General features: G+C 63.9%; 17 protein-coding genes. 13 read left to right on the forward strand and 4 right to left on the reverse strand.

Translation table 11 applies throughout. The features are described from left to right. The first annotated feature begins 4 nt into the window (after nucleotides 1-4). From hlyD to rraA, 10 genes are all read left to right on the forward strand, one after another. Nucleotides 5-973, forward strand: a complete 969-nt coding sequence (gene hlyD / locus AB5Y64_RS18020) for a secretion protein HlyD (RefSeq protein ID WP_039039648.1) — start codon at nucleotides 5-7, stop codon at nucleotides 971-973. Beyond that, on the forward strand, nucleotides 970-2,739 hold the full coding sequence (locus AB5Y64_RS18025) for an ATP-binding cassette domain-containing protein (protein WP_039039649.1): 1,770 nt from the start codon (nucleotides 970-972) through the stop codon (nucleotides 2,737-2,739). Before hlyD ends, AB5Y64_RS18025 begins: the two co-directional genes overlap by 4 nt. Continuing rightward, nucleotides 2,736-3,845: an ABC transporter permease gene (locus AB5Y64_RS18030; protein ID WP_039039650.1), complete on the forward strand. Its 1,110-nt coding sequence runs from the start codon at nucleotides 2,736-2,738 to the stop codon at nucleotides 3,843-3,845. Before AB5Y64_RS18025 ends, AB5Y64_RS18030 begins: the two co-directional genes overlap by 4 nt. A gap of 3 nt (nucleotides 3,846-3,848) precedes the next feature. After that, nucleotides 3,849-4,949: an ABC transporter permease gene (locus AB5Y64_RS18035; protein ID WP_039039651.1), complete on the forward strand. Its 1,101-nt coding sequence runs from the start codon at nucleotides 3,849-3,851 to the stop codon at nucleotides 4,947-4,949. Between the two features lie 306 nt (nucleotides 4,950-5,255). Then, entirely contained in the window at nucleotides 5,256-7,802 is a 2,547-nt protein-coding gene (nirB, locus tag AB5Y64_RS18040) for a nitrite reductase large subunit NirB (protein ID WP_039039652.1), read from the forward strand. Then, nucleotides 7,802-8,119 (forward strand): nitrite reductase small subunit NirD, encoded by a 318-nt coding sequence (nirD, locus tag AB5Y64_RS18045; RefSeq protein ID WP_039039697.1) that lies wholly within the window; start codon nucleotides 7,802-7,804, stop codon nucleotides 8,117-8,119. The genes nirB and nirD overlap by 1 nt, the downstream gene beginning before the upstream one ends. Nucleotides 8,120-8,255: 136 nt before the next feature. Then, entirely contained in the window at nucleotides 8,256-9,068 is an 813-nt protein-coding gene (gene nirC / locus AB5Y64_RS18050; RefSeq protein ID WP_039039653.1) for a nitrite transporter NirC, read from the forward strand. 12 nt (nucleotides 9,069-9,080) lie between these two features. Further along, nucleotides 9,081-10,487 (forward strand): siroheme synthase CysG, encoded by a 1,407-nt coding sequence (gene cysG, locus AB5Y64_RS18055; protein WP_039039654.1) that lies wholly within the window; start codon nucleotides 9,081-9,083, stop codon nucleotides 10,485-10,487. Nucleotides 10,488-10,618: 131 nt separating this feature from the next. Beyond that, complete coding sequence (gene mgtE, locus AB5Y64_RS18060) at nucleotides 10,619-12,043, forward strand: magnesium transporter (protein WP_039039655.1); 1,425 nt, start codon at nucleotides 10,619-10,621, stop codon at nucleotides 12,041-12,043. 154 nt (nucleotides 12,044-12,197) lie between these two features. Continuing rightward, the gene (rraA, locus tag AB5Y64_RS18065; RefSeq protein WP_010676045.1) at nucleotides 12,198-12,683 is read left to right on the forward strand and encodes a ribonuclease E activity regulator RraA; all 486 of its coding nucleotides are present in this window, start codon (nucleotides 12,198-12,200) and stop codon (nucleotides 12,681-12,683) included. A 272-nt stretch (nucleotides 12,684-12,955) separates the two neighbouring features. On the opposite strand, the gene AB5Y64_RS18070 is transcribed toward rraA, so the two are convergent. The 3 genes from AB5Y64_RS18070 to AB5Y64_RS18080 form a co-directional block, all read right to left on the reverse strand. After that, nucleotides 12,956-13,630, reverse strand: coding sequence for a 7-cyano-7-deazaguanine/7-aminomethyl-7-deazaguanine transporter (locus AB5Y64_RS18070; RefSeq protein WP_039039656.1), 675 nt, complete (start codon nucleotides 13,628-13,630; stop codon nucleotides 12,956-12,958). Nucleotides 13,631-13,774: 144 nt separating this feature from the next. After that, complete coding sequence (locus tag AB5Y64_RS18075) at nucleotides 13,775-14,062, reverse strand: DUF3630 family protein (RefSeq protein WP_039039657.1); 288 nt, start codon at nucleotides 14,060-14,062, stop codon at nucleotides 13,775-13,777. Nucleotides 14,063-14,072: 10 nt separating this feature from the next. Further along, entirely contained in the window at nucleotides 14,073-15,500 is a 1,428-nt protein-coding gene (locus AB5Y64_RS18080; protein ID WP_039039658.1) for a YdiU family protein, read from the reverse strand. Between the two features lie 104 nt (nucleotides 15,501-15,604). On the opposite strand from AB5Y64_RS18080, the gene AB5Y64_RS18085 reads away from it, so the two are divergent. After that, on the forward strand, nucleotides 15,605-15,907 hold the full coding sequence (locus AB5Y64_RS18085; protein ID WP_039039659.1) for a cytochrome c: 303 nt from the start codon (nucleotides 15,605-15,607) through the stop codon (nucleotides 15,905-15,907). 48 nt (nucleotides 15,908-15,955) lie between these two features. On the opposite strand, the gene recQ is transcribed toward AB5Y64_RS18085, so the two are convergent. Next, nucleotides 15,956-17,791: an ATP-dependent DNA helicase RecQ gene (gene recQ / locus AB5Y64_RS18090; protein ID WP_039039660.1), complete on the reverse strand. Its 1,836-nt coding sequence runs from the start codon at nucleotides 17,789-17,791 to the stop codon at nucleotides 15,956-15,958. A 131-nt stretch (nucleotides 17,792-17,922) separates the two neighbouring features. Here recQ and AB5Y64_RS18095 point away from each other — a divergent pair, with 131 nt between their 5' ends. Together AB5Y64_RS18095 and AB5Y64_RS18100 are read left to right on the forward strand one after the other, a co-directional pair. Further along, on the forward strand, nucleotides 17,923-18,387 hold the full coding sequence (locus tag AB5Y64_RS18095; protein WP_039039661.1) for a thioesterase family protein: 465 nt from the start codon (nucleotides 17,923-17,925) through the stop codon (nucleotides 18,385-18,387). A 123-nt stretch (nucleotides 18,388-18,510) separates the two neighbouring features. After that, entirely contained in the window at nucleotides 18,511-19,038 is a 528-nt protein-coding gene (locus AB5Y64_RS18100) for a hypothetical protein (RefSeq protein WP_010676052.1), read from the forward strand. The last annotated feature ends 217 nt before the right edge of the window (nucleotides 19,039-19,255 follow it).

Raw genomic sequence — 19,255 nt, forward strand, 5'->3', positions numbered from 1 at the left:
CAGCATGAAACAACGCATTGCAATCGTGGCCCTGCTGCTAACCGTTATCGGTGGCTACCTCTGGTGGCAGGGGCGCCCGGCCGACGGCTCCATCCTCTACGGCAACGTCGACATTCGCGACGTCAATCTGGCCTTTCGGGTCGGCGGACGCGTCGATCAGGTGCTGGTCGATGAGGGGGATAGCGTGAAAGCGGGTCAACTGCTGGCCCGCCTCGATCCGGTTCCCCTCACCCACAGCCGCGACAGCGCCCGCGCCAATCTGGCTGCGCTCACTGCCGCCAACGCCTTGATCCACAAAGGCTATCGCAGCGAAGAGACCGACCGCGCCCGGGCCGCACTGGCCGCCGCAGACGCCGCTGCACTGGAGGCCAACCAGCAGTGGCGCCGCCAGAGCGCATTGGCAGCCACCGGCGCCATCTCCCGCGGTCAGCTCGATACTGCCCGCTCCCAGCGGGATCAGACCCAGGCGCAGGTGCGCTCCGCCCGCGAACAGCTCGCCCAGCTCGAAACCGGCTACCGCCCGGAGGAAATCGCCCAGTCCGATGCCCAGCTGGAAGGGGCCAAAGCGGCGCTCGCCAGTGCCGAGCTGGCGCTGGCGGATGCCAGCCTGACCACCCCCAGCGACGGCATCATCATCAGCCGCGCCATCGAGAACGGCAGCATGGTGCAGAGCGGAGCGACCGCCTTCAACCTCTCCCTGACCGCGCCGGTCTGGGTGCGCGCCTATGTGGAGGAGCCCTGGCTCGGCCACTTCCCGAGCGGCGCCAAGGTGACCCTCACCACCGACTCGCGGCCGGATCAGCCCTATCACGGAGTAGTGGGATTTGTCTCGCCCACCGCCGAGTTCACTCCGAAATCGGTGGAAACGCCGGATCTTCGCACTCACCTCGTCTACCGGCTGCGCATCGTGGTGCAGGACCCCGACCCGGCCCTGCGCCAGGGGATGCCGGTCACCGTCAGGCTGGCGCCATGAGCTGCGCCATCTCCCTTGAGGGGCTCACCAAACGCTTTGGCGAGCGGGTCGCCCTCAACGCCATCTCCGCCACCATTCCGGCTGGCGGCATCACCGGGCTGGTCGGCCCCGACGGCGCGGGCAAGAGCACTTTGCTGCGCCTGCTGGCCGGTCTGCTGATCCCCGAAGCGGGCACCATCCGGGTGCTGGGGCTGGATCCAGTGAGCGAGGGGGATCTGCTGCGCCAGCGCCTCGGCTACATGCCCCAGCAGTTCGGCCTCTACGAGGATCTCAGCGTGCTGGAGAACCTCACCCTCTACGCTGACTTGCGCGACGTACTGGAGCCCGAACGCACACCCACCTTCGCGCGGCTGCTCGCCTTCACCGATCTCGCCCGCTTCACCGCACGACCGGCGGGCAAGCTCTCTGGCGGGATGAAGCAGAAACTCGGGCTGGCCTGCGCCCTGCTCGGCACCCCGGATGTGCTGCTGCTCGACGAACCGGGAGTCGGGGTCGATCCCATCTCTCGCCGCGCCCTCTGGCAGATGGTGCGCGAGCTGGCAAAAGGGGGGATGACGGTGCTCTGGAGTACCGCCTATCTCGATGAGGCGGAGCTGTGCGACCACGTGCTGCTGATGGCGGATGGCGAGGTGCGCACCAGCGGCACGCCAGCCGATCTGATGGGGGCCATGGCCAGCCGCTGCTGGCTGCTGGAGGCGGGGCAACTGGATGGCCGCGAGCGGCGCGCCCTGCTGCGCCGGGCACTGGCTCACCAGGCGGTGATGGATGGCGCGGTGGCGGGGGAGCGGGTGCGCCTGCTGCTGCACCCGGGCAGGACGCCCCCACCGCTGGCAGAGCTGCATCTCGCCAACGGCACCTTTCAACCGGCCCAGCCCCGGCTGGAGGATGCCTTTATCGACCTGCTCGGCGGCGGCCCCGGCGGTGAGTCGAGTCTGGCAGCCGGGATGCGCGAAGCGGAACTGCCGCAGGGGGTCTCCCCCGAGGCGGTGATCGAGGCGCGCCACCTCACCAAGCGCTTCGGCGATTTTGCCGCCACCGATGATGTCAGCTTTGCGGTGCGCCGCGGCGAGATCTTCGGCCTGCTCGGCCCCAACGGGGCGGGCAAGTCCACCACCTTCAAGATGGAGTGCGGCCTGCTGCGCCCGAGCGAGGGGCAGGCGCTGGTGACCGGCATCGATCTGGCCCACAGCCCCTCGGCAGCGCGCCAGCGCCTCGGCTACATGGCGCAGAAGTTCTCCCTCTACAAGCAGCTCACCGTGGCCCAGAACCTCTCCTTCTTCGCCGGTATCTACGGCTTGTTCGGCCGCCACCAGCAGACGCGGATCGATGCCATGGTGACTGCCTTTGCCCTCGCCCCCTGGCTCGATCAGAAGGCGGAATCCCTGCCGCTCGGCCTGCGCCAGCGCTTATCGCTGGCCTGCGCCCTGCTGCACGAGCCGCCGCTGCTGTTCCTCGACGAGCCCACCTCCGGGGTCGATCCGGTGACCCGGCGCGAGTTCTGGTCGCACATCAACGCGCTGGCCGACCACGGCGTCACCGTGCTGGTCACCACCCACTTTATGGATGAGGCGGAGTATTGCGACCGCATTGCCCTCATCTATCGCGGCAAGCTGCTGGCGCTCGGCACTCCGGACGATCTCAAGGGGCTGGCCGCCAAAGAAGCGGCGACCTCTTTGCAAACCGGCTCCTTGCCGACCTGTTCTTTGCCAACAATGGAAGAGGCCTTTATCACCCTGGTCGAGCGGGCCAGCGAGGAGGACGCATGAGCATCAACCGTCGGCGACTGCTGGCCCTCTGCCGCAAGGAGACGCTGCAAATCGTCCGTGACCCGAGCAGCATCCTCATCGCCTTCATCATGCCGGTGGTACTGCTGGTGGTAATGGGTTACGCCATCAATCTGGATGTGGACCACCTGCGCCTCGGCATCTGGCGTACCGACAGCGGCGCCCCGGCGGTGCGGCTGGAGCAGGCCCTGCGCGGCTCTACCGCGCTGGAGATCCACAGCGGCCCGAGCAGGGAGTCCCTGCTCGCCAGTCTGGCCCGTGGCGAGATCCGCGGCCTGCTGGTGATCGATGACGGCTTCTCCCGCGCGCTGGCCGGTCAGGGTAATGGCACGCCGCAGGCGCTGCTGCTGACCGACGGCTCCGAGCCCAACACCGCCAACTTCGTCACCAACTATGTGCAGGGGATCTGGCAGGGATGGCTCGCTGGCGAGGGGGTCGCCATGCCGGTGTCGATAGAGAGCCGCGCCTGGTTCAACCCGGCGCTAGTGAGCCGCAACTTTCTGGTACCGGGCTCCATTGCGGTGGTGATGACCATCATAGGCGCCCTGCTCACCTCCCTGGTGGTGGCGCGGGAGTGGGAGCGCGGCACCATGGAGGCGCTGCTCGCCACCCCGGTCACCAAGGGGGAGCTGCTGCTCTCCAAGCTGCTGCCCTACTACGGCCTTGGCATCATCGCCATGCTGCTCTGCCTGCTCTTCTCGGTGGCGGTGATGGGCGTGCCGTGGCGCGGCTCCCTGTTGCTGCTCTTTCTGGTCACCAGCGTCTTTCTCGGCAGCGCCCTCGGGCTCGGCCTGTTCCTCTCCACCGTGATGCGCAGCCAGTTCAATGCCGCGCAGGCAGCGCTGATCGCCGCCTTTCTGCCCGCCGTGATGCTGTCGGGCTTCGTGTTCGAGATCGCCAGCATGCCGCCTTGGCTTCGGGCCATCACCCACCTCATTCCGGCCCGCTACTTCGCGAGCTCCTTGCAGACCCTCTATCAGGCGGGCAGCGTCTTCTCGATCCTGCTGGTCAACGGTTTCTGTCTGCTGTTGCTGGCCGGTTTCTGGCTGGCCCTGACCGCCCGCAAGACGCGGCGCACTCTGGAGTAACCCATGCTGATCCGACTCTGGTGGCTGATCCGAAAAGAGCTGCAGGCCCTGATGGGCAACACCCAGGGGCGCTTTCTGCTCATCATGCCGGTGCTGCTGCAAACCGCCCTCTTCCCGTTCGCCGCCACTCTGGAGGTGACCGGCAACACGCTGGCCATCTACAACCAGGATGGCGGCGCCCAGAGCCGCGAGCTGCTGGAGCGCCTCACCCATATGCCCGCCTTTACCACCATCATCCCGGTGCAAGGCGAGGCAGGCATGACCGAGGCCATCACCGGACAGCAGGCGCTCCTCGGTCTGGTCATCCCGAGCGATTTCTCCCGCCGGCTGGCGCGAGGCGAACCGGCCAAGGTGCAGCTGATCATCGACGGCCGCCGCTCCAACGGCGGTCAGGTGGCGGCGGGCTACATCAGTCAGGTGATCGCCCGCTGGCAGAATGAAGAAGGGAACGCAGGCAAGGCGCCGCCGACCCTCGCGGTACGCAACCTCTACAACCCCAATATCGAGTTCCACTGGCATATCCTGCCGGCCCTGGTGGCCATCATCACCACCACCGGCTGTCTGATTGTCACCGCCCTCTCGGTCGCGCGGGAGCGGGAGGAGGGCACCTTCGATCAGCTGCTGGTTTCCCCCCTCACCGCAGGCTGGATCATGGCGGGCAAGGCGGTGCCCGGCATCCTGGTGGCGGTGGGACAAGGGTGCATAGTCGCGCTGGCCGCCCGTTTTGTCTTTCACCTCCCCTTCGCGGGGAGCCTCAGTCTGCTGCTGGCGGGCATGGTCTGCTACGGCCTGGCACTGGCCGGGATCGGGCTCTTCATCTCATCGTTCTGCTCGACCCAGCAGCAGGCGTTTCTCGGGGTCTTCTCCTTCACCGTGCCGGCGGTGATCCTCTCGGGCTATATCTCGCCGGTGGAGAACATGCCGCAGGTGTTCCAGTGGCTGGCGGCCATCGACCCCCTCACCCACTTCATCGTGCTGCTCAAGGGGGTCTTTTTGAAGGGGTTCGACTGGTCGGCCGCCTGGCCCCTGCTCTGGCCGCTGCTCGCCATCGCCGGCGTCACCCTGTCGCTGGCGCTCGCCATGTTCCGCCGCCATATCGCCTGACGCGCCACCTTGTTCAGCTGATGCCCATTGATGCCGGTCTCGCCCAGTGCGAGACCGGCCTTTTTCCGACATAAGTTTTCACTCCCCGGCAGTGGGTAAACCGGGCTTTCCCTCCACCATCCCTCACCCCGAGCCAGCCCAGAAATCATTAACTGGTATACCTATTTTTGTATAGTGTTGAATTTTCTCGAATTACCCCTGAGGAGATATATAAATAGACACTTGATTTGCATCAATCGCCCACCCCTGCCGACTGGGTAGCCTAGCCCCAGAATGATGTTTTATTACTCCAAACTTGAGGCAACTATGAGCAAAGTCAGACTGGTCGTTGTGGGCAACGGCATGGTGGGGCACCGCTTCATCGAAGAGCTGATCGAGCGGGCCGATCCGGGCCGCTACGAGATCACCGTCTTCGGTGCAGAACCCCGTCCCGCCTACGATCGCGTCCATCTCTCCTCCTACTTCTCCCACCACACCAGCGAAGATCTCTCCCTCGTCAAACCCGGCTTCTACGACAAGCACGGCATCCGGTTGCTGCTCGGCGAAGCGGTGAAAAAAATCGACAGGGCCAACCGCGAAGTGCACTCCAACAAGGGCACTGTGGTCGAGTACGACAAGCTGGTGCTGGCCACCGGCTCCTACCCCTGGGTGCCGCCCATCCAAGGAAGTCAGCACCACGAGTGCTTCGTCTATCGCACCATCGAGGATCTGAAAGCCATCCGCAGCGCGGCCAAGAGTGGCAAGAGCGGCGTGGTGATCGGGGGCGGCCTGCTTGGCCTCGAAGCCGCCGGTGCCCTCAAGGCGCTGGGTCTCGAAACCCATGTGGTGGAGTTTGCTCCGGTACTGATGGCCGAGCAGCTCGATGGCCAGGGCGGCCAGCTGCTGCGCCGCAAGATTGAATCCATGGGCGTGCAGGTACACACCAGCAAGAGCACCAGCGAGATCCTGATGCATGGCGGCGAACAGGCGAAGCACCGCCTCGCCTTCGCTGACGGCAGCCAACTGGAAGTGGACGTGGTGGTCTTCTCCACCGGCATTCGCCCGCAAGATACCCTGGGCCGTTACGGTGATCTCGCCATCGCCGAGCGCGGCGGCATCGTCATCGACGATCACTGCCTCACCTCAGACCCCGACATCTATGCCATCGGCGAGTGCGCCGCCTGGCAGGGCCGCTTCTTCGGGCTGGTGGCACCGGGCTACAAGATGGCCCAGATCACCGTCGACCATCTGCTCGGCGGCGACAGCCGTTTCGAAGGGGCGGACATGAGCGCCAAGCTCAAGCTGCTCGGCGTCTCCGTCGGCTCCATCGGTGATGCCCACGGCCGCACTCCGGGCAGCCACAGCTATGTGTTTCAGGACGATCAAGCCGGCGTCTACAAGAAGATCGTGGTGAGCGAAGACAACAGCCGATTGCTCGGCGCCGTGCTGGTGGGTGACGTGGAAGATTACGGCAACCTGCTGCAGATGATGCTCAACGCCCTGCCGCTGCCGAGCCACCCGGATACTCTGATCCTGCCCGCCTACGCCGGTGCCAAGCCGACGCTGGGGGTGGATGCCCTGCCGGAGAGCGCCCAGATCTGCTCCTGCTTCGACGTCTCCAAGGGTGACATCGCCAAGGCGGTGGCCGAGGGCCACACCACGCTGGCCGCCATCAAGCAGCACACCAAGGCCGGTACCGGCTGCGGCGGCTGCGTGCCGCTCATCAGTCAGGTGCTCAACGCCGAGCTGGTGAAGCAGGGCATCGAGGTCAACAACCACCTCTGCGCCCACTTCCCCCACTCCCGTCAAGAGCTGTTCCATCTGGTCAAGGTGGAGGGGATCAAGAGCTTCGACGAACTGCTGGCCAAGCACGGCCAAGGCTATGGCTGCGAGGTGTGCAAACCGACCGTCGGCTCCATCCTCGCCTCCTGCTGGAACGAGCATGTGCTGAGCCCGCGCAACATCCCGTTGCAGGACACCAACGATATCTTCCTCGGCAACATGCAGAAGGACGGCAGCTACTCCGTCATCCCGCGTATGGCCGGTGGCGAAGTGACCCCGGAAGGGCTGCTGGCGGTGGCCGAAGTGGCCCGCGACTACAAGCTCTACACCAAGATCACCGGCGCCCAGCGCATCGGTCTGTTCGGGGCCCAGAAGGATGATCTGCCCGCCATCTGGCGCAAGCTGCTGGCGGCCGGTTTCGAGACCGGTCAGGCCTACGCCAAGGCACTGCGCATGGCCAAGACCTGCGTCGGCAGCACCTGGTGCCGCTTCGGCGTACAGGACAGCGTCGGCCTCGGGGTCTTCCTCGAGAACCGCTACAAGGGCATTCGCACCCCCCACAAGATGAAGTTCGGTGTCTCCGGCTGTACCCGCGAATGTGCGGAAGCCCAGGGCAAGGACGTCGGCATCATCGCCACCGACGCGGGCTGGAACCTCTATGTGGGCGGCAACGGCGGCATGAAGCCGCGCCACGCCGATCTGCTGGCGTCTGACCTCGACCGCGAGACCCTCATCAAGCTGATCGATCGCTTTATGATGTTCTACGTCACCAGCGCCGACAAACTGCAGCGCACCTCGGTCTGGCTCGGCAATCTGGAAGGGGGCGTCGACTACCTGCGCGAGGTGATCGTCGATGACAAGCTGGGACTGGCCGAGACGCTGGAGCGCGATATCCAGACCCTCATCGACAGCTACGAGTGCGAATGGTCGCGCACCCTCAACGAAGAGGAGGCGCTCAAGCGCTTCAGCCACTTCATCAACAGCGACAAGCGCGATCCGGACGTTCAGTTCGTCGCCGAGCGCGACCAGCATCGACCGGCGACCCCTGCCGAGCGCATCCCCGTCTACCAGATCGAGGTGGAGACCAAATGATGAAATTCGCCTGCCAACTCAACGACATCCTGCCGGGAACCGGCGTCTGTGCACTCATTGAGGGTCGTCAGATCGCTCTGTTCCGCCCGAGCGCGGCGGCCGAGGTGTTCGCCATCGACAACCGGGACCCCTTCTTCGCCGCCAATGTGCTGTCGCGGGGCCTGATCTGCGAACACGACGGCGAGCTCTGGGTCGCCAGCCCGCTCAAGAAGCAGCGCTTTCGCCTGAGCGACGGCCACTGTTTCGACAACCCTGCGATGTCGGTGCAGAGCTACCCCGTTGAAGTGCGCGACCAGCAGGTCTGGGTCGCCGTCTAACACCAGACCCCACCCCGGCCCTCCCCTTCACAGGTGAGGGAGCAAAAAGCTCCTCCCCCTTGACAAGGGGGAGGCAGGGAGGGGGTTAAAAAACAGTCAGGGCTGCCCGCGGGCGGCCCTCTTGAAGGAAACAAAGATGTATACCGAAACCATCAACAAGTGCGCCGCCAACGCGGCCCGCATCAACCGCTTCGAGCGCAGCGACAAGCTTGGCTTCTGGCTCAGCTCCGCCATGGCGGGAGCCTATGTGGGCCTCGGCATCATCCTCATCTTCACCCTGGGCAATCTGGTGGACCCCGCCATCAGGCCGCTGGTGATGGGGGCCACCTTCGGCATCGCCCTGACGCTCGTCATCATCGCCGGCTCCGAGCTGTTCACCGGCCACACCATGTTCCTCACCTTCGGGGTGAAGACCGGCAAAATTTCCATGGGGGATCTGCTGCGCATCCTGCCGCAGACCTGGGCCGGCAACCTGCTCGGCTCCATCGCGGTGGCGCTGATCTACTCCTACGGCGGCAGCCTGCTGCCGGACGCGGGCAGCCTGGCGCACAAGGTCGCGCTGGCCAAGACCCAGGCACCGGCGCTGACCCTGTTCATGAAGGGCGTGCTGTGCAACTGGCTGGTCTGCCTCGCCATCTGGATGGCGCTGCGCACCGAGGGTGCCGCCAGGTTCATTGCCATCTGGTGGTGCCTGCTGGCCTTCATCGCCTCCGGCTACGAGCACTCGGTCGCCAACATGACCCTGTTCGCCCTCTCCTGGTTCGGTGCCCACTCCGAGGCCTACACCCTGGGCGGCATCGGCCACAACCTGCTGTGGGTGACCCTGGGCAACACCGTCTCCGGCGCCCTCTTCATGGGCCTCGGCTACTGGTATGCCACCCCCAAGGCTGAGCGCCCGGTCGCGGTGAGCGAGACCACCAGCACCGCCAACCAGATCCAAACCGCCTGATCAGGAGGCCCCATGGACTACTTGCCCATCTTTTGCCGACTCGACAACAAACCCGTGCTGCTGGTCGGCGGCGGCGAGGTAGCGGAGCGCAAGGCGCGCCTGCTGCTGGATGCCGGTGCCCAGCTCACCGTGGTCGCGCCCGAGCTCGACCCCGAGCTGGCGGAACTGGCTGCCAACGGCAGCATCGAGTGGCTGGCCGGTGAATTCGCGCCGGCGCAACTGACGGGCAAGTGGCTGGTGGTGGCCGCCACCGATCGGCGCGAGGTGAACGCCCTGGTCTACCAGAGCGCCAATCAGGCGCGGATCTTCGCCAACGTGGTGGATGACCCGAAACGCTCCAGCTTCATCATGCCGTCGATCATCGATCGCTCGCCCCTGATGGTGGCCATCTCCTCCGGCGGCAAGGCCCCGGTGCTGGCTCGCTTGCTGCGGGAAAAACTCGAGGCCCTGCTGCCGCAGCATCTGGGCGCCGCGGCGACCTTCGCCGGCAGCCTGCGGGAGCGGGTCAAGGCCCGCTTCGCCACCATGGGGGAGCGGCGCCGCTTCTGGGAACGGCTGCTCGGGGCGGACCGGCTCGGGCAGGCGCTGGCGCGGGGGGATCACGCCTCTGCCCACCAACTGGCCGACAACCTGTTTGCCGACGAGAGCCAGAGCGCTGGCGAGGTGGTGCTGGTCGGTGCCGGCCCCGGCGATCCGGGTCTGCTCACCCTGCACGCCCTGCGCCAGATGCAGCAGGCGGACGTGGTGGTCTATGACCGGCTGGTCTCGGACGAGGTGATGGCGCTGGTGCGCCGCGACGCCAAACGCATCTTCGTCGGCAAGCAGGCGGGCAACCACTGCGTGCCGCAGGAGGGGATCAACCAGCTCTTGCTGGAAGAGGCGAAGAAGGGCCAGCGGGTGGTGCGGCTGAAGGGGGGCGACCCCTTCATCTTCGGCCGTGGCGGCGAGGAGCTGGAGACGCTTGTTGGTACTGGCATCGGTTTTCAGGTGGTGCCGGGAATCACGGCGGCCAGCGGCTGCGCGGCCTACGCCGGTATTCCACTGACCCACCGCGATCACGCCCAGAGCGTGCGTTTCGTCACCGCCCACGGCAAGGGTGGCGCTCAGGATCTCGACTGGCCGCTACTGGCCAAGGACAAGCAGACACTGGTGTTCTATATGGGGCTCTCCTCCTGCGCCACCATCCGCGAGCAGCTGCTGGCCCACGGCAAGGCGGGCGACACCCCGGTGGCGCTGATCGAGCGCGGCACCCAGCCAAGCCAGCGGGTCATTCGCGGCACCCTCGATCAGTTGCCCGAACTGGCGCTGGGGGTCGAGAGCCCGGCCCTCATCATGGTGGGTTCGGTAGTGACCCTGGCGGACCAGCTTGCCTGGTTCGGGCAAGGATGCGCCGCAGACGCGGCCCTGGCCTCGGCCTGATCGCTGCATCCATTCCAACGCCACCCTCGGGTGGCGTTTCTTTTCTGCATCTACTGTCATAACCTCTTGTTTTGAGTCTGGTATCCTATGGGGTGTGTCAGCCGGACCACCGAATTCAGGAATTCTGCTTCATGTCCCTCCCCCCCAAGAACAGCGCCAAACAGCGTGAACACGACAGAGCCCGCATCCTCACGCTGCTGCTGGCCGATGACGCCCTCACCGAGAGCCTGCTCGACCCGCAAGGGGAGCAGGACGCAGAGCTTCGGGACCAGACCAGCGAGCTGACCCGGTTGGTCAACAGCCTGCCCGCCGCCGATATCGCCGATGCGCTGGAGTCCCTGCCGCCGGACGAGCGCCACGTGCTGTGGCAGCAGGTGGATGCAGACAAGCACGGCCAGATCCTGGTGGAAGCGTCGGAGACGGTGTGGGACAGCCTCATCAGCGGCATGAGCGACAAGGAGCTGCTGCACGCCCTGAGCACCCTCGACATCGACGACCAGATCTACCTGGGTCAGCACCTGCCCCGCAACCTGATGGGGCGGCTGCTCACCTCCATGGCGCCGGTGGACAGGGACAAGGTGCGGGAGGTGATCCGCTACGGCAAGCACACGGTCGGCGCCATGATGGACTTCGAGCTCATCACGGTGCGGCCCGACGTGACCCTGGCCACCGTCCAGCGCTATCTGCGCCTACGCGGCCAGATCCCCGAGAACACCGACAAGCTGTTCGTCACCGATCGGCGCAACCGGCTGCAGGGGGAGCTGCCCCTCACCGTCGTGCTGCTGCACAAGCCCGAAACCCTGGTGAGCGACGCGATGGAGAAGGATCCGGTCACCTTCGATCCGGAAGACAACGACGAGGCCGCCGCCCGCACCTTCGAGCGGGACGACCTGGTCTCCGCCGCCGTGGTGGATGCCAGGGGCAAGCTGATGGGACGGCTCACCGTCGCCGAGGTGGTAGACCTGGTCTATGAGGAGAGCGACACCGACCTGCGCCGCATGGGGGGGATCAGTGAGGAAGAAGACGTGTTCGCCCCCGTCTCCAAGGCGGTCAAGACCCGCTGGGCCTGGCTCGCCATCAACCTCTGCACCGCCTTCGTGGCATCGCGGGTGATCGGCCTGTTCGAGCACACCATCTCCCAGCTGGTGGCGCTGGCGGCGCTGATGCCCATCGTCGCCGGCATCGGCGGCAACACCGGCAACCAGACCATCACCATGATAGTGCGGGCGCTGGCGCTGCAGCATATCCAGACCGGCAACGTCTCCTTCCTGCTGTGGCGCGAGCTGGGGGTGGCCCTGATCAACGGCCTGGTGTGGGGCGGCACCATGGGGGTGGCCACCTACATCCTCTATCAGGATGCGGCGCTGGGCGCGGTGATGACGCTCGCCATGATGCTCAACCTGCTGGTGGCGGCACTGATGGGGGTCATCATCCCCATGACCATGAGCCGGCTGGGGCGCGACCCGGCGGTGGGGGCCAGCGTGATGATCACCGCCATCACCGACACCGGCGGCTTCTTCATCTTCCTGGGGCTGGCGACCCTGTTCCTGCTCTAGGGCCCCAGGCTGACCGTCTGCGGCTCCTGCCATGACGCGGGGCCGCTTTCGCGCAAAAACGGCATTTCCCGCCACTGGGCAAGGAATAGTCGTTGAAATGCCAACCCCACTCCTTATACTGGATCCACCTGTTTCCAGCGGTGGATCTGACACAATGGAATACAACACTTCAGAACTGTGCGACATCTATCAGGACATGGTGGATGTGCTCGAACCCATGCTCTGCTCCTTCGGCGGCCGCGCCTCTTTCGGCGGCGTCATCACCACAGTCAAATGCTTCGAATCAAACGGCCTAATCCGTGAACTCGTCAAAGAGAACGGCGTTGGTCGCGTGCTGTTGATCGACGGTGGCGGCTCCATGCGTCGTGCCCTGATCGATAGCGAGATCGCCACCACGGCGGCGGAAAATGAGTGGGAAGGGATCGTCTGCTACGGTTGCGTCCGTGAGGTCGATATCCTGGAAGACCTCGACATCGGTATTCAGGCCCTGGCGGCCATTCCGGTGGGCGCCGACAGCAAGGATATCGGGGAAACCGATCTGCCGGTCAACTTCGGCGGCGTCACCTTCCTGCCGGATGACCACCTCTATGCTGATACCACAGGGGTGATCCTCTCCCCCGATGCCCTCGACATCGAGTAAACAGCGCTGAGTGAAAATGGGAGCCCTGGCTCCCATTTTTTATGCCCGCTGATGGCGGAAAAGACGCAAAAAAAAGAGGGCCAGTAAACTACTGGCCCCTTAACTGGAAGCAATGTGAGCAATGTCGTGCCTTCACAAGAAGTCCATCACGTTGGAACAAATGAAGTCTTTCCCGGAAAACAAGTTAACAATAATCATTCTCATTTAACTATGCAAGCCTTATTTGCGAAGATCGCAAAAAAATTGACCACCCATGGGGGTGGTCAATCTCATCAGGCTTGTCGCGTAGCAGCTTGCAGGCCAGCCAATCCGGCCTCCCCCACCAGCTTGCGGCTGAGATAGCGCAGCAGCACACCGTAAAGCGGCACAAACAACCCCAGACTTATCAGCAACTTGAATACGTAATCTACGGTCGCGATCTCGACCCAGTGCTCGGCCATGAAGAGATCCGTGCTGCGCCAGAAGGCGATGCTGAAGAAGGCGATGGTATCCACCAGATTGCCGAACAGGGTGGAGGCCGCCGGTGCCACCCACCAGGCTTTCAGCAGGCGCAGGCGGTTGAACACCACCACATCCATGAACTGGCCCACCAGATAGGCCATAAAGCTGGCTAACGCGATCCGGGCAACAAAGAGATTGAACTCGGCCAGATTGCCCACCCCCTGGAAGCTCCCTTCGAAGAAGAGCACCGAGAGCACGTAGGACACGGTCAATGCCGGCAGCATCACGGTCTGGATGATCTTGCGCGCCAGGCCTGCGCCGAAGATCCGCACCGTCAGATCGGTGGCCAGGAAAATGAACGGGAAGCTGAAGGCACCCCAGGTGGTGTGGAAGCCAAAGATGGTGATCGGCAGCTGCACCAGGTAGTTGCTGCTGGCAATGATCAGGATGTGGAACAATGAGAGACGCATCAGTGCCGTCTGGTACTGAGCCGGAGTCAGGTTCATATTGTGACCTTTTTGGTTAATGGGGTTAGGGAACCCATATCGCCACCATGGCGATAATCAAGGGGCGAGATTATACGCCCCCAAATTGATAGTTCAATCTTTATGCGGTTATCTCAAGGGATTGACTCGCATCGCACGCCAAGCTCACTCCCGGGACTGCCGAGCCAGCCAGAGCAGCGCCTCCGCGTCGTCCGGCTGCACCGCCGCCAGCCAGCAGCCGCTGTAATGTTCGTACTCGAGCCGAAAGCAGCTGCCTTCAAACTCCAGCAGCCAGCTGTGGCGATCCGCCCCCCACTCCCGCTCGAGTGCCGCCAGCTCCCACTCCTGCAACAGGGCCTCGGCCAGAGTCGGGAAGCTGTCCCAGTCAAGGCCCGGGCAGGTCAGCATCACCACCCCGGCTTCCCTGTCTGTCTGCGTGATACGCCAGTTCATCCGTTGCTCCTCAACTGCTGCACGAGAGCTCGCCCCCGCAATACCAGCCCGGATGCGGGGTGGCGAGATCCTCGTATTCGGGTTGGTCATCATAGGGGTGCTGCAGGGCCGCAAACAGCCGCTCGAACGGCGCCATGTCGCCCTGTTCTGCCGCCTCTATCACCTGCTGGGCCAGGGCGTTGCGCAGCACATACTTGGGATTGACCGCGTCCATCTGCCCCTTGCGCACACCATCCACGCTCCCTTCCCGGGCGAGGCGTGCCCGATAGGCCTCAAGCCACCCCTGCCAGACGGCAGGATCGGGCAACAGGGCCAGCAGGCTGGCGGGCCAGTCACCCTGAGCGGTCAATTCCCCCAGCCGTCGCAGGAAGATGTGGTAATCCACCTTGTGCGCCGCCAGCAGCCGGAACAACTCGCGGAACAGCGCCGGATCCTCCTCTTCCCACACCGCCAGCCCCAGCTTGGCGCGCATCAGCTCGGAGTAGTGCAACATCAGCTGATGCTCGTACTGGGCCAGGGCCGACGCGAGCGCGTCACCATCCATATGGCCGGCCAGCGCCTGTGCCAGCTTCTGCAGGTTCCAGTAGCCGACCGCAGGCTGCTGATCCAGCGCATAGCGACCATCCGGATCCGAGTGGTTGCAGACGAAGTCCGGCACATAGGCGTCGATGAAACCGTAGGGGCCGTAATCCAGGGTCAGCCCGAGCAGGGACATGTTGTCGGTGTTCATCACCCCGTGACAGAACCCCGCCGCCTGCCACTTGGCGATGAGCCGCGCGGTGCGGCGCACTACTTCGGCAAACAGCTCGGCGCCATCGGCCAGCTCGGGGAAGTGGTAACGCCGCGCATAGTCGATGAGGGCGGGGATCTTTTCCCCCTGCCCGCTCCAGGCGAAATACTCGAAGTGACCGAAGCGCAGATGGCTCGGCGCGGTGCGCAGCACGGTCGCCCCGCTCTCCACCTGCTCCCGGTAGACAGGCTCGTCACTGCCCAGCAGCACCAGAGCCCGGGTGGAGGGAATGCCGAGGGCATGCAGCGCCTCGGAAGCCAGGTACTCGCGAATGCTGGATCGCAGCACGGCACGGCCGTCGCCGAAGCGGGAGAATGGCGTCTTGCCCGCCCCTTTGAGGTGCAGGTCCCAGCGGCTGCCATCAGGCGCCAGCTGCTCCCCCAGCAGCACAGCGCGGCCATCCCCGAGGCGCGGGCTGTAACCACCGAACTGGTGGCCCGCATAGACCTGGGCCACCGGCTGCATGCCCGGCAGGGGCTGCCCCTGGCCGCAACAGGCGAGCCACTGCGCCTCGCTCACCTCCCCGAGCCCCAGCTCACCAAGAAGCGCACGGTTCAGATGCAGCAATCTGGGGCCATGCAGCGGTTGCGGGGCAACAGGCTCGCAAGCCCAGGGGAGTTCGGTGGCAAAAGTGTTGATCAACTTCATGGTGATGGGGGTTGTCCCTGCGTATGCTCGTGTCACTCTTTATACCGCCGTCGGCTCGTCGAGGCTAACAGGCGATCACGATTATTCATTTCAAGGAGAAGACGATGCCAAAGTGGGTCTATACCCTGCCCCTGCTGGCGCTTGCCTGGGGCCATCAGGCCAAGGCGGCCGACATAGACGCAGGCAAGGCCAAATCCGTGGTCTGTGCCGCCTGTCATGGCGCGGATGGCAAGGCGAGCGTCCCGACCTACCCCCACCTCGCGGGCCAGAACCAGGCCTATCTGCTCAAGCAGATGAAGGCGTTCAAGGGGGGTTCCCGTACCGAGCCACTGATGGTTCCCTTCATGGCGATGCTGACCGAGGCGGACATGGAGAATCTGGCGGCCTATTACGCCAGCCTGAAATAATGCATGGCGCCGACCAACGGGCGCCTTTCCACTGTTTGTTGTGCCAGCCTACCGGCGGCAGTAGTCGATGATCAGGTCCATAAAGGCCTCACCGAAGCGCTCCAGCTTGCGGTGACCGACACCGTTGACCGCTAGCATTTCCTCCTCGGTCATCGGCATGAGCTGCGCCATCTCCACCAGGGTGGCGTCGTTGAACACCACATAGGGCGGCACCTCTTCATCCTCGGCGATCTGCTTGCGCAGGGCGCGCAGCTCCTTGAACAGCCGCTTGTCGTAGTTGGCGTTGTCGAGCAGCCCGTTGCGCTTCTCCTTGCGGCTGGAGATGGGCTGCAGGCGGGGGACTGCCAGTTCCAGCTTCATCTCGCCACGCAGCACGGGTCGAGCCGCTTCGGTCAGCTGCAACACCAGATTGCGGGTGATGTTCTGGGTCAGCAACCCCTTGTGGATCAGCTGGCGGATGACGCTCATCCAGTATTCGTGGCTCTGATCCTTGCCGATGCCGTAGGTCGACAGCTTGTCGTGACCGTGATCCTTGATGCGCTGGTTCAGCGATCCGCGCAGCACCTCCACCACATAACCCACCCCGAAATTCTGTCCCACCCGCCAGACACAGGAGAGCGCCTTCTGGGCGTCTTCGGTGCCGTCATAACTCTGGGGTGGATCGAGGCAGATGTCGCAGTTGCCGCACGGCTTGTCGTTGTACTCGCCGAAGTAGTTGAGCAGCACCTGACGGCGGCAGGTCTGCGCCTCGGCGAAGGCCGCCATCACGTTGAGCTTGTACTGCTCCACCTGCAACTGCTGGGGGTTTTCGATGTTGTCGAGCAGCCGGCGCACCCTACCGATGTCGGCGGGATCGTAGAGCAGCAGCGCCTCAGCGGGAGTGCCGTCACGCCCGGCGCGGCCGGTTTCCTGATAGTAGGATTCGATGTTCTTCGGGATGTCGTAGTGCACCACGAAGCGCACGTTGGGCTTGTCGATGCCCATGCCAAACGCCACCGTCGCCACCACGATCTCGATGTCATCCTTGAGGAAGGCTTCCTGGGTCTGCTGGCGCAGCTCCAGCGGCAGCCCTGCATGATAGGGTGCCGCCTTGCAGCCGTGGCGGGAGAGCCGCTCGGCCACCTCCTCCACCCGGTTGCGGCTGGAGCAGTAGACGATACCGCAGTTGCCCTTCTGGCTCTGCACGTAGCGCAGCAGCTGCTCGGCCGCCTTGAACTTTTCCACCAGGCTGTAGCGGATATTGGGCCGATCGAAGCTGGCGGTGTGGATGAAGGGATCGTTCAGTTCCAGCCGGTGCAGCATGTCGCTGCGGGTCGCCTCGTCGGCGGTGGCGGTGAGCGCCACCACGGGCACCTGGGGGAACCACTGCTTGAGCCGTCCCAGCGCCGCATATTCCGGCCGAAAATCGTGCCCCCACTGGGAGACGCAGTGCGCCTCGTCGATGGCGAACAGGCCGAGGGGCAGCTCCGCCAACCGGTCCATGAACTCGTGCTGCAGCAAACGCTCGGGGGAAACATAAACCAGCTTGATCTCGCCCCGGCGCATGGCGGCAAAGTTCTGGATCATCTCTTCCCGGCTCAGAGCCGAGTTGATGTAGACCGCCGCCACGCCGTTGGCACGCAGGGTGTCGACCTGATCCTTCATCAGCGAGATGAGGGGGGAGACCACCACCCCGAGCCCGGGTCGCAGCAGCGCCGGGATCTGGTAGCAGAGCGACTTGCCGCCGCCGGTGGGTTTGAGCACCAAGGCATCGCGCCCCGCCACTATCTGCTCGATGATCTCGAGCTGGCCCGGCCGAAACTGCTGATAGCCAAACACCGCCTGCAACAGGGCAAGGGGATTCTCTGGCTGAGGGTCAGGCAGGGTTTCGGCAATGACGGTCATGGGCTCTCCTTTGGGGTCGCCATTCTAAAGCAGCCGCCGCCCACAATAAACCTGCCATTGCGAGTGTTAAGGAAGTGTTGCAGACTGGCTGGAGTTTTTACTCGGCTTTGATGACAGGGCGGACTCAAGGAATGAAACAGATGCTCAAGAAGATGGCGCTCAGTGGCATAGCCAACCTGTTCGCCGAAAAGATGCCCTTCAACAAGCTGATCGGCATGCAAGTCACCCACTACGACTTCGATAAAGTGGAGCTGCGCATCAAGATGGAACAGAAGCTCATCGGCAACCCTTTCCACAACATACTGCACGGCGGCGTCACCGCCAGCCTGCTCGACGTGGCGGGCGGCATGATAGTCGCAGCCTCCTGCATCGACGAGCTGGAGGACTTCTCCCCCAGCTATCTCAAGGAGCGCTTCTCGCGACTTGGCACCATCGATCTGCGGGTGGACTATCTTCGTCCCGGTCGCGGCAACGAGTTCATCGCCACCGCCCACATCATCCGGGCAGGCAGCAAGGTCGCAGTCGCCCGCATGGAGCTGCACAACGAAGAGGGCACTCACATCGCCTTCGGCACGGGGACCTACCTCGTCGGCTAATGGTTTTTATTGCATAAAAAGTGCGCTTCTAAGCTGATTTTAATCATTAGAATTCTCACCCCCTCTTCCGCTCAGGGTCCATACTGAAAGTCGGGATTCTGTGCAGAGGGAGGATTGCAGACGATGAGCGCGATACTGGCTACCCAACCATCCAGAGCCTTGCTGACACGACTTGAGGCCATGCGCGAAGAAGTGCAGACCCCAGAGTGCCGTCACTGGTTGGAACAGGAGCTGGAGGGGTATTCTCTCTGTTCACCCCTGCCCTGGTATCGCATCATTGCCTGTCGGCAACGCGGTCACTTCCTGAATCTGAAGACGGGGAAATATCTGACTTGCCATATCGGCAGCCAAACGCTAAGCCAACGCGACCTGGCCCAAGTTCAGTTCATCTATGCCCGTGAACCCGCCGCCCACTATTTACTGCGTCACGATTCCCATATCGAGCCCTGGCCGGAATCACTGCTGGAAGCGTATCGAGAGCAGCTGATCCCTGGTCATCTCTGCCTGCAAGCCTGGCATGAGCCCGTGTCTTCGCTGCGTTCACAACTGATGGAGGGAATAGCACATTTCATTAGTGAGTACCCCAAGCATGCGGCCCTGCAAACCCAACACGGTTTCAAGGCATTGCGGCATCAACACTGGCATATCTGAATGAGCGCCTGGGGCGCAAGGAGGGCACCATCGACAAGACCCATAACGAGATTGTCACAATCTAGAGTGCCGGAGTCAGGATCAGACTCCACCAGTGGGGCCACCGAGCGGTGGCCCTTTTAGTTGGGCAAATGAGGGGGATCGGAGCAGGAGCAGGAGCAGGAGCAGCAATCGACAATGGAAATGTCAGTTTTTCTTCAACAGACCAAATGCGAAA

The sequence above is a fragment of the Aeromonas sp. R5-1 genome, assembly GCF_040908265.1.
GTDB classification, from domain to species: domain Bacteria; phylum Pseudomonadota; class Gammaproteobacteria; order Enterobacterales; family Aeromonadaceae; genus Aeromonas; species Aeromonas caviae.

Excerpts from the sequence above, each read along its gene's own strand:
- hlyD (WP_039039648.1), top strand. The coding sequence starts at position 5 with ATGAAACAACGCATTGCAATCGTGGCCCTGCTGCTAACCGTTATCGGT.
- AB5Y64_RS18025 (WP_039039649.1), top strand. The coding sequence starts at position 970 with ATGAGCTGCGCCATCTCCCTTGAGGGGCTCACCAAACGCTTTGGCGAG.
- AB5Y64_RS18030 (WP_039039650.1), top strand. The coding sequence starts at position 2,736 with ATGAGCATCAACCGTCGGCGACTGCTGGCCCTCTGCCGCAAGGAGACG.
- AB5Y64_RS18035 (WP_039039651.1), top strand. The coding sequence starts at position 3,849 with ATGCTGATCCGACTCTGGTGGCTGATCCGAAAAGAGCTGCAGGCCCTG.
- nirB (WP_039039652.1), top strand. The coding sequence starts at position 5,256 with ATGAGCAAAGTCAGACTGGTCGTTGTGGGCAACGGCATGGTGGGGCAC.
- nirD (WP_039039697.1), top strand. The coding sequence starts at position 7,802 with ATGAAATTCGCCTGCCAACTCAACGACATCCTGCCGGGAACCGGCGTC.
- nirC (WP_039039653.1), top strand. The coding sequence starts at position 8,256 with ATGTATACCGAAACCATCAACAAGTGCGCCGCCAACGCGGCCCGCATC.
- cysG (WP_039039654.1), top strand. The coding sequence starts at position 9,081 with ATGGACTACTTGCCCATCTTTTGCCGACTCGACAACAAACCCGTGCTG.
- mgtE (WP_039039655.1), top strand. The coding sequence starts at position 10,619 with ATGTCCCTCCCCCCCAAGAACAGCGCCAAACAGCGTGAACACGACAGA.
- rraA (WP_010676045.1), top strand. The coding sequence starts at position 12,198 with ATGGAATACAACACTTCAGAACTGTGCGACATCTATCAGGACATGGTG.
- AB5Y64_RS18070 (WP_039039656.1), bottom strand. The coding sequence starts at position 13,630 with ATGAACCTGACTCCGGCTCAGTACCAGACGGCACTGATGCGTCTCTCA.
- AB5Y64_RS18075 (WP_039039657.1), bottom strand. The coding sequence starts at position 14,062 with ATGAACTGGCGTATCACGCAGACAGACAGGGAAGCCGGGGTGGTGATG.
- AB5Y64_RS18080 (WP_039039658.1), bottom strand. The coding sequence starts at position 15,500 with ATGAAGTTGATCAACACTTTTGCCACCGAACTCCCCTGGGCTTGCGAG.
- AB5Y64_RS18085 (WP_039039659.1), top strand. The coding sequence starts at position 15,605 with ATGCCAAAGTGGGTCTATACCCTGCCCCTGCTGGCGCTTGCCTGGGGC.
- recQ (WP_039039660.1), bottom strand. The coding sequence starts at position 17,791 with ATGACCGTCATTGCCGAAACCCTGCCTGACCCTCAGCCAGAGAATCCC.
- AB5Y64_RS18095 (WP_039039661.1), top strand. The coding sequence starts at position 17,923 with ATGAAACAGATGCTCAAGAAGATGGCGCTCAGTGGCATAGCCAACCTG.
- AB5Y64_RS18100 (WP_010676052.1), top strand. The coding sequence starts at position 18,511 with ATGAGCGCGATACTGGCTACCCAACCATCCAGAGCCTTGCTGACACGA.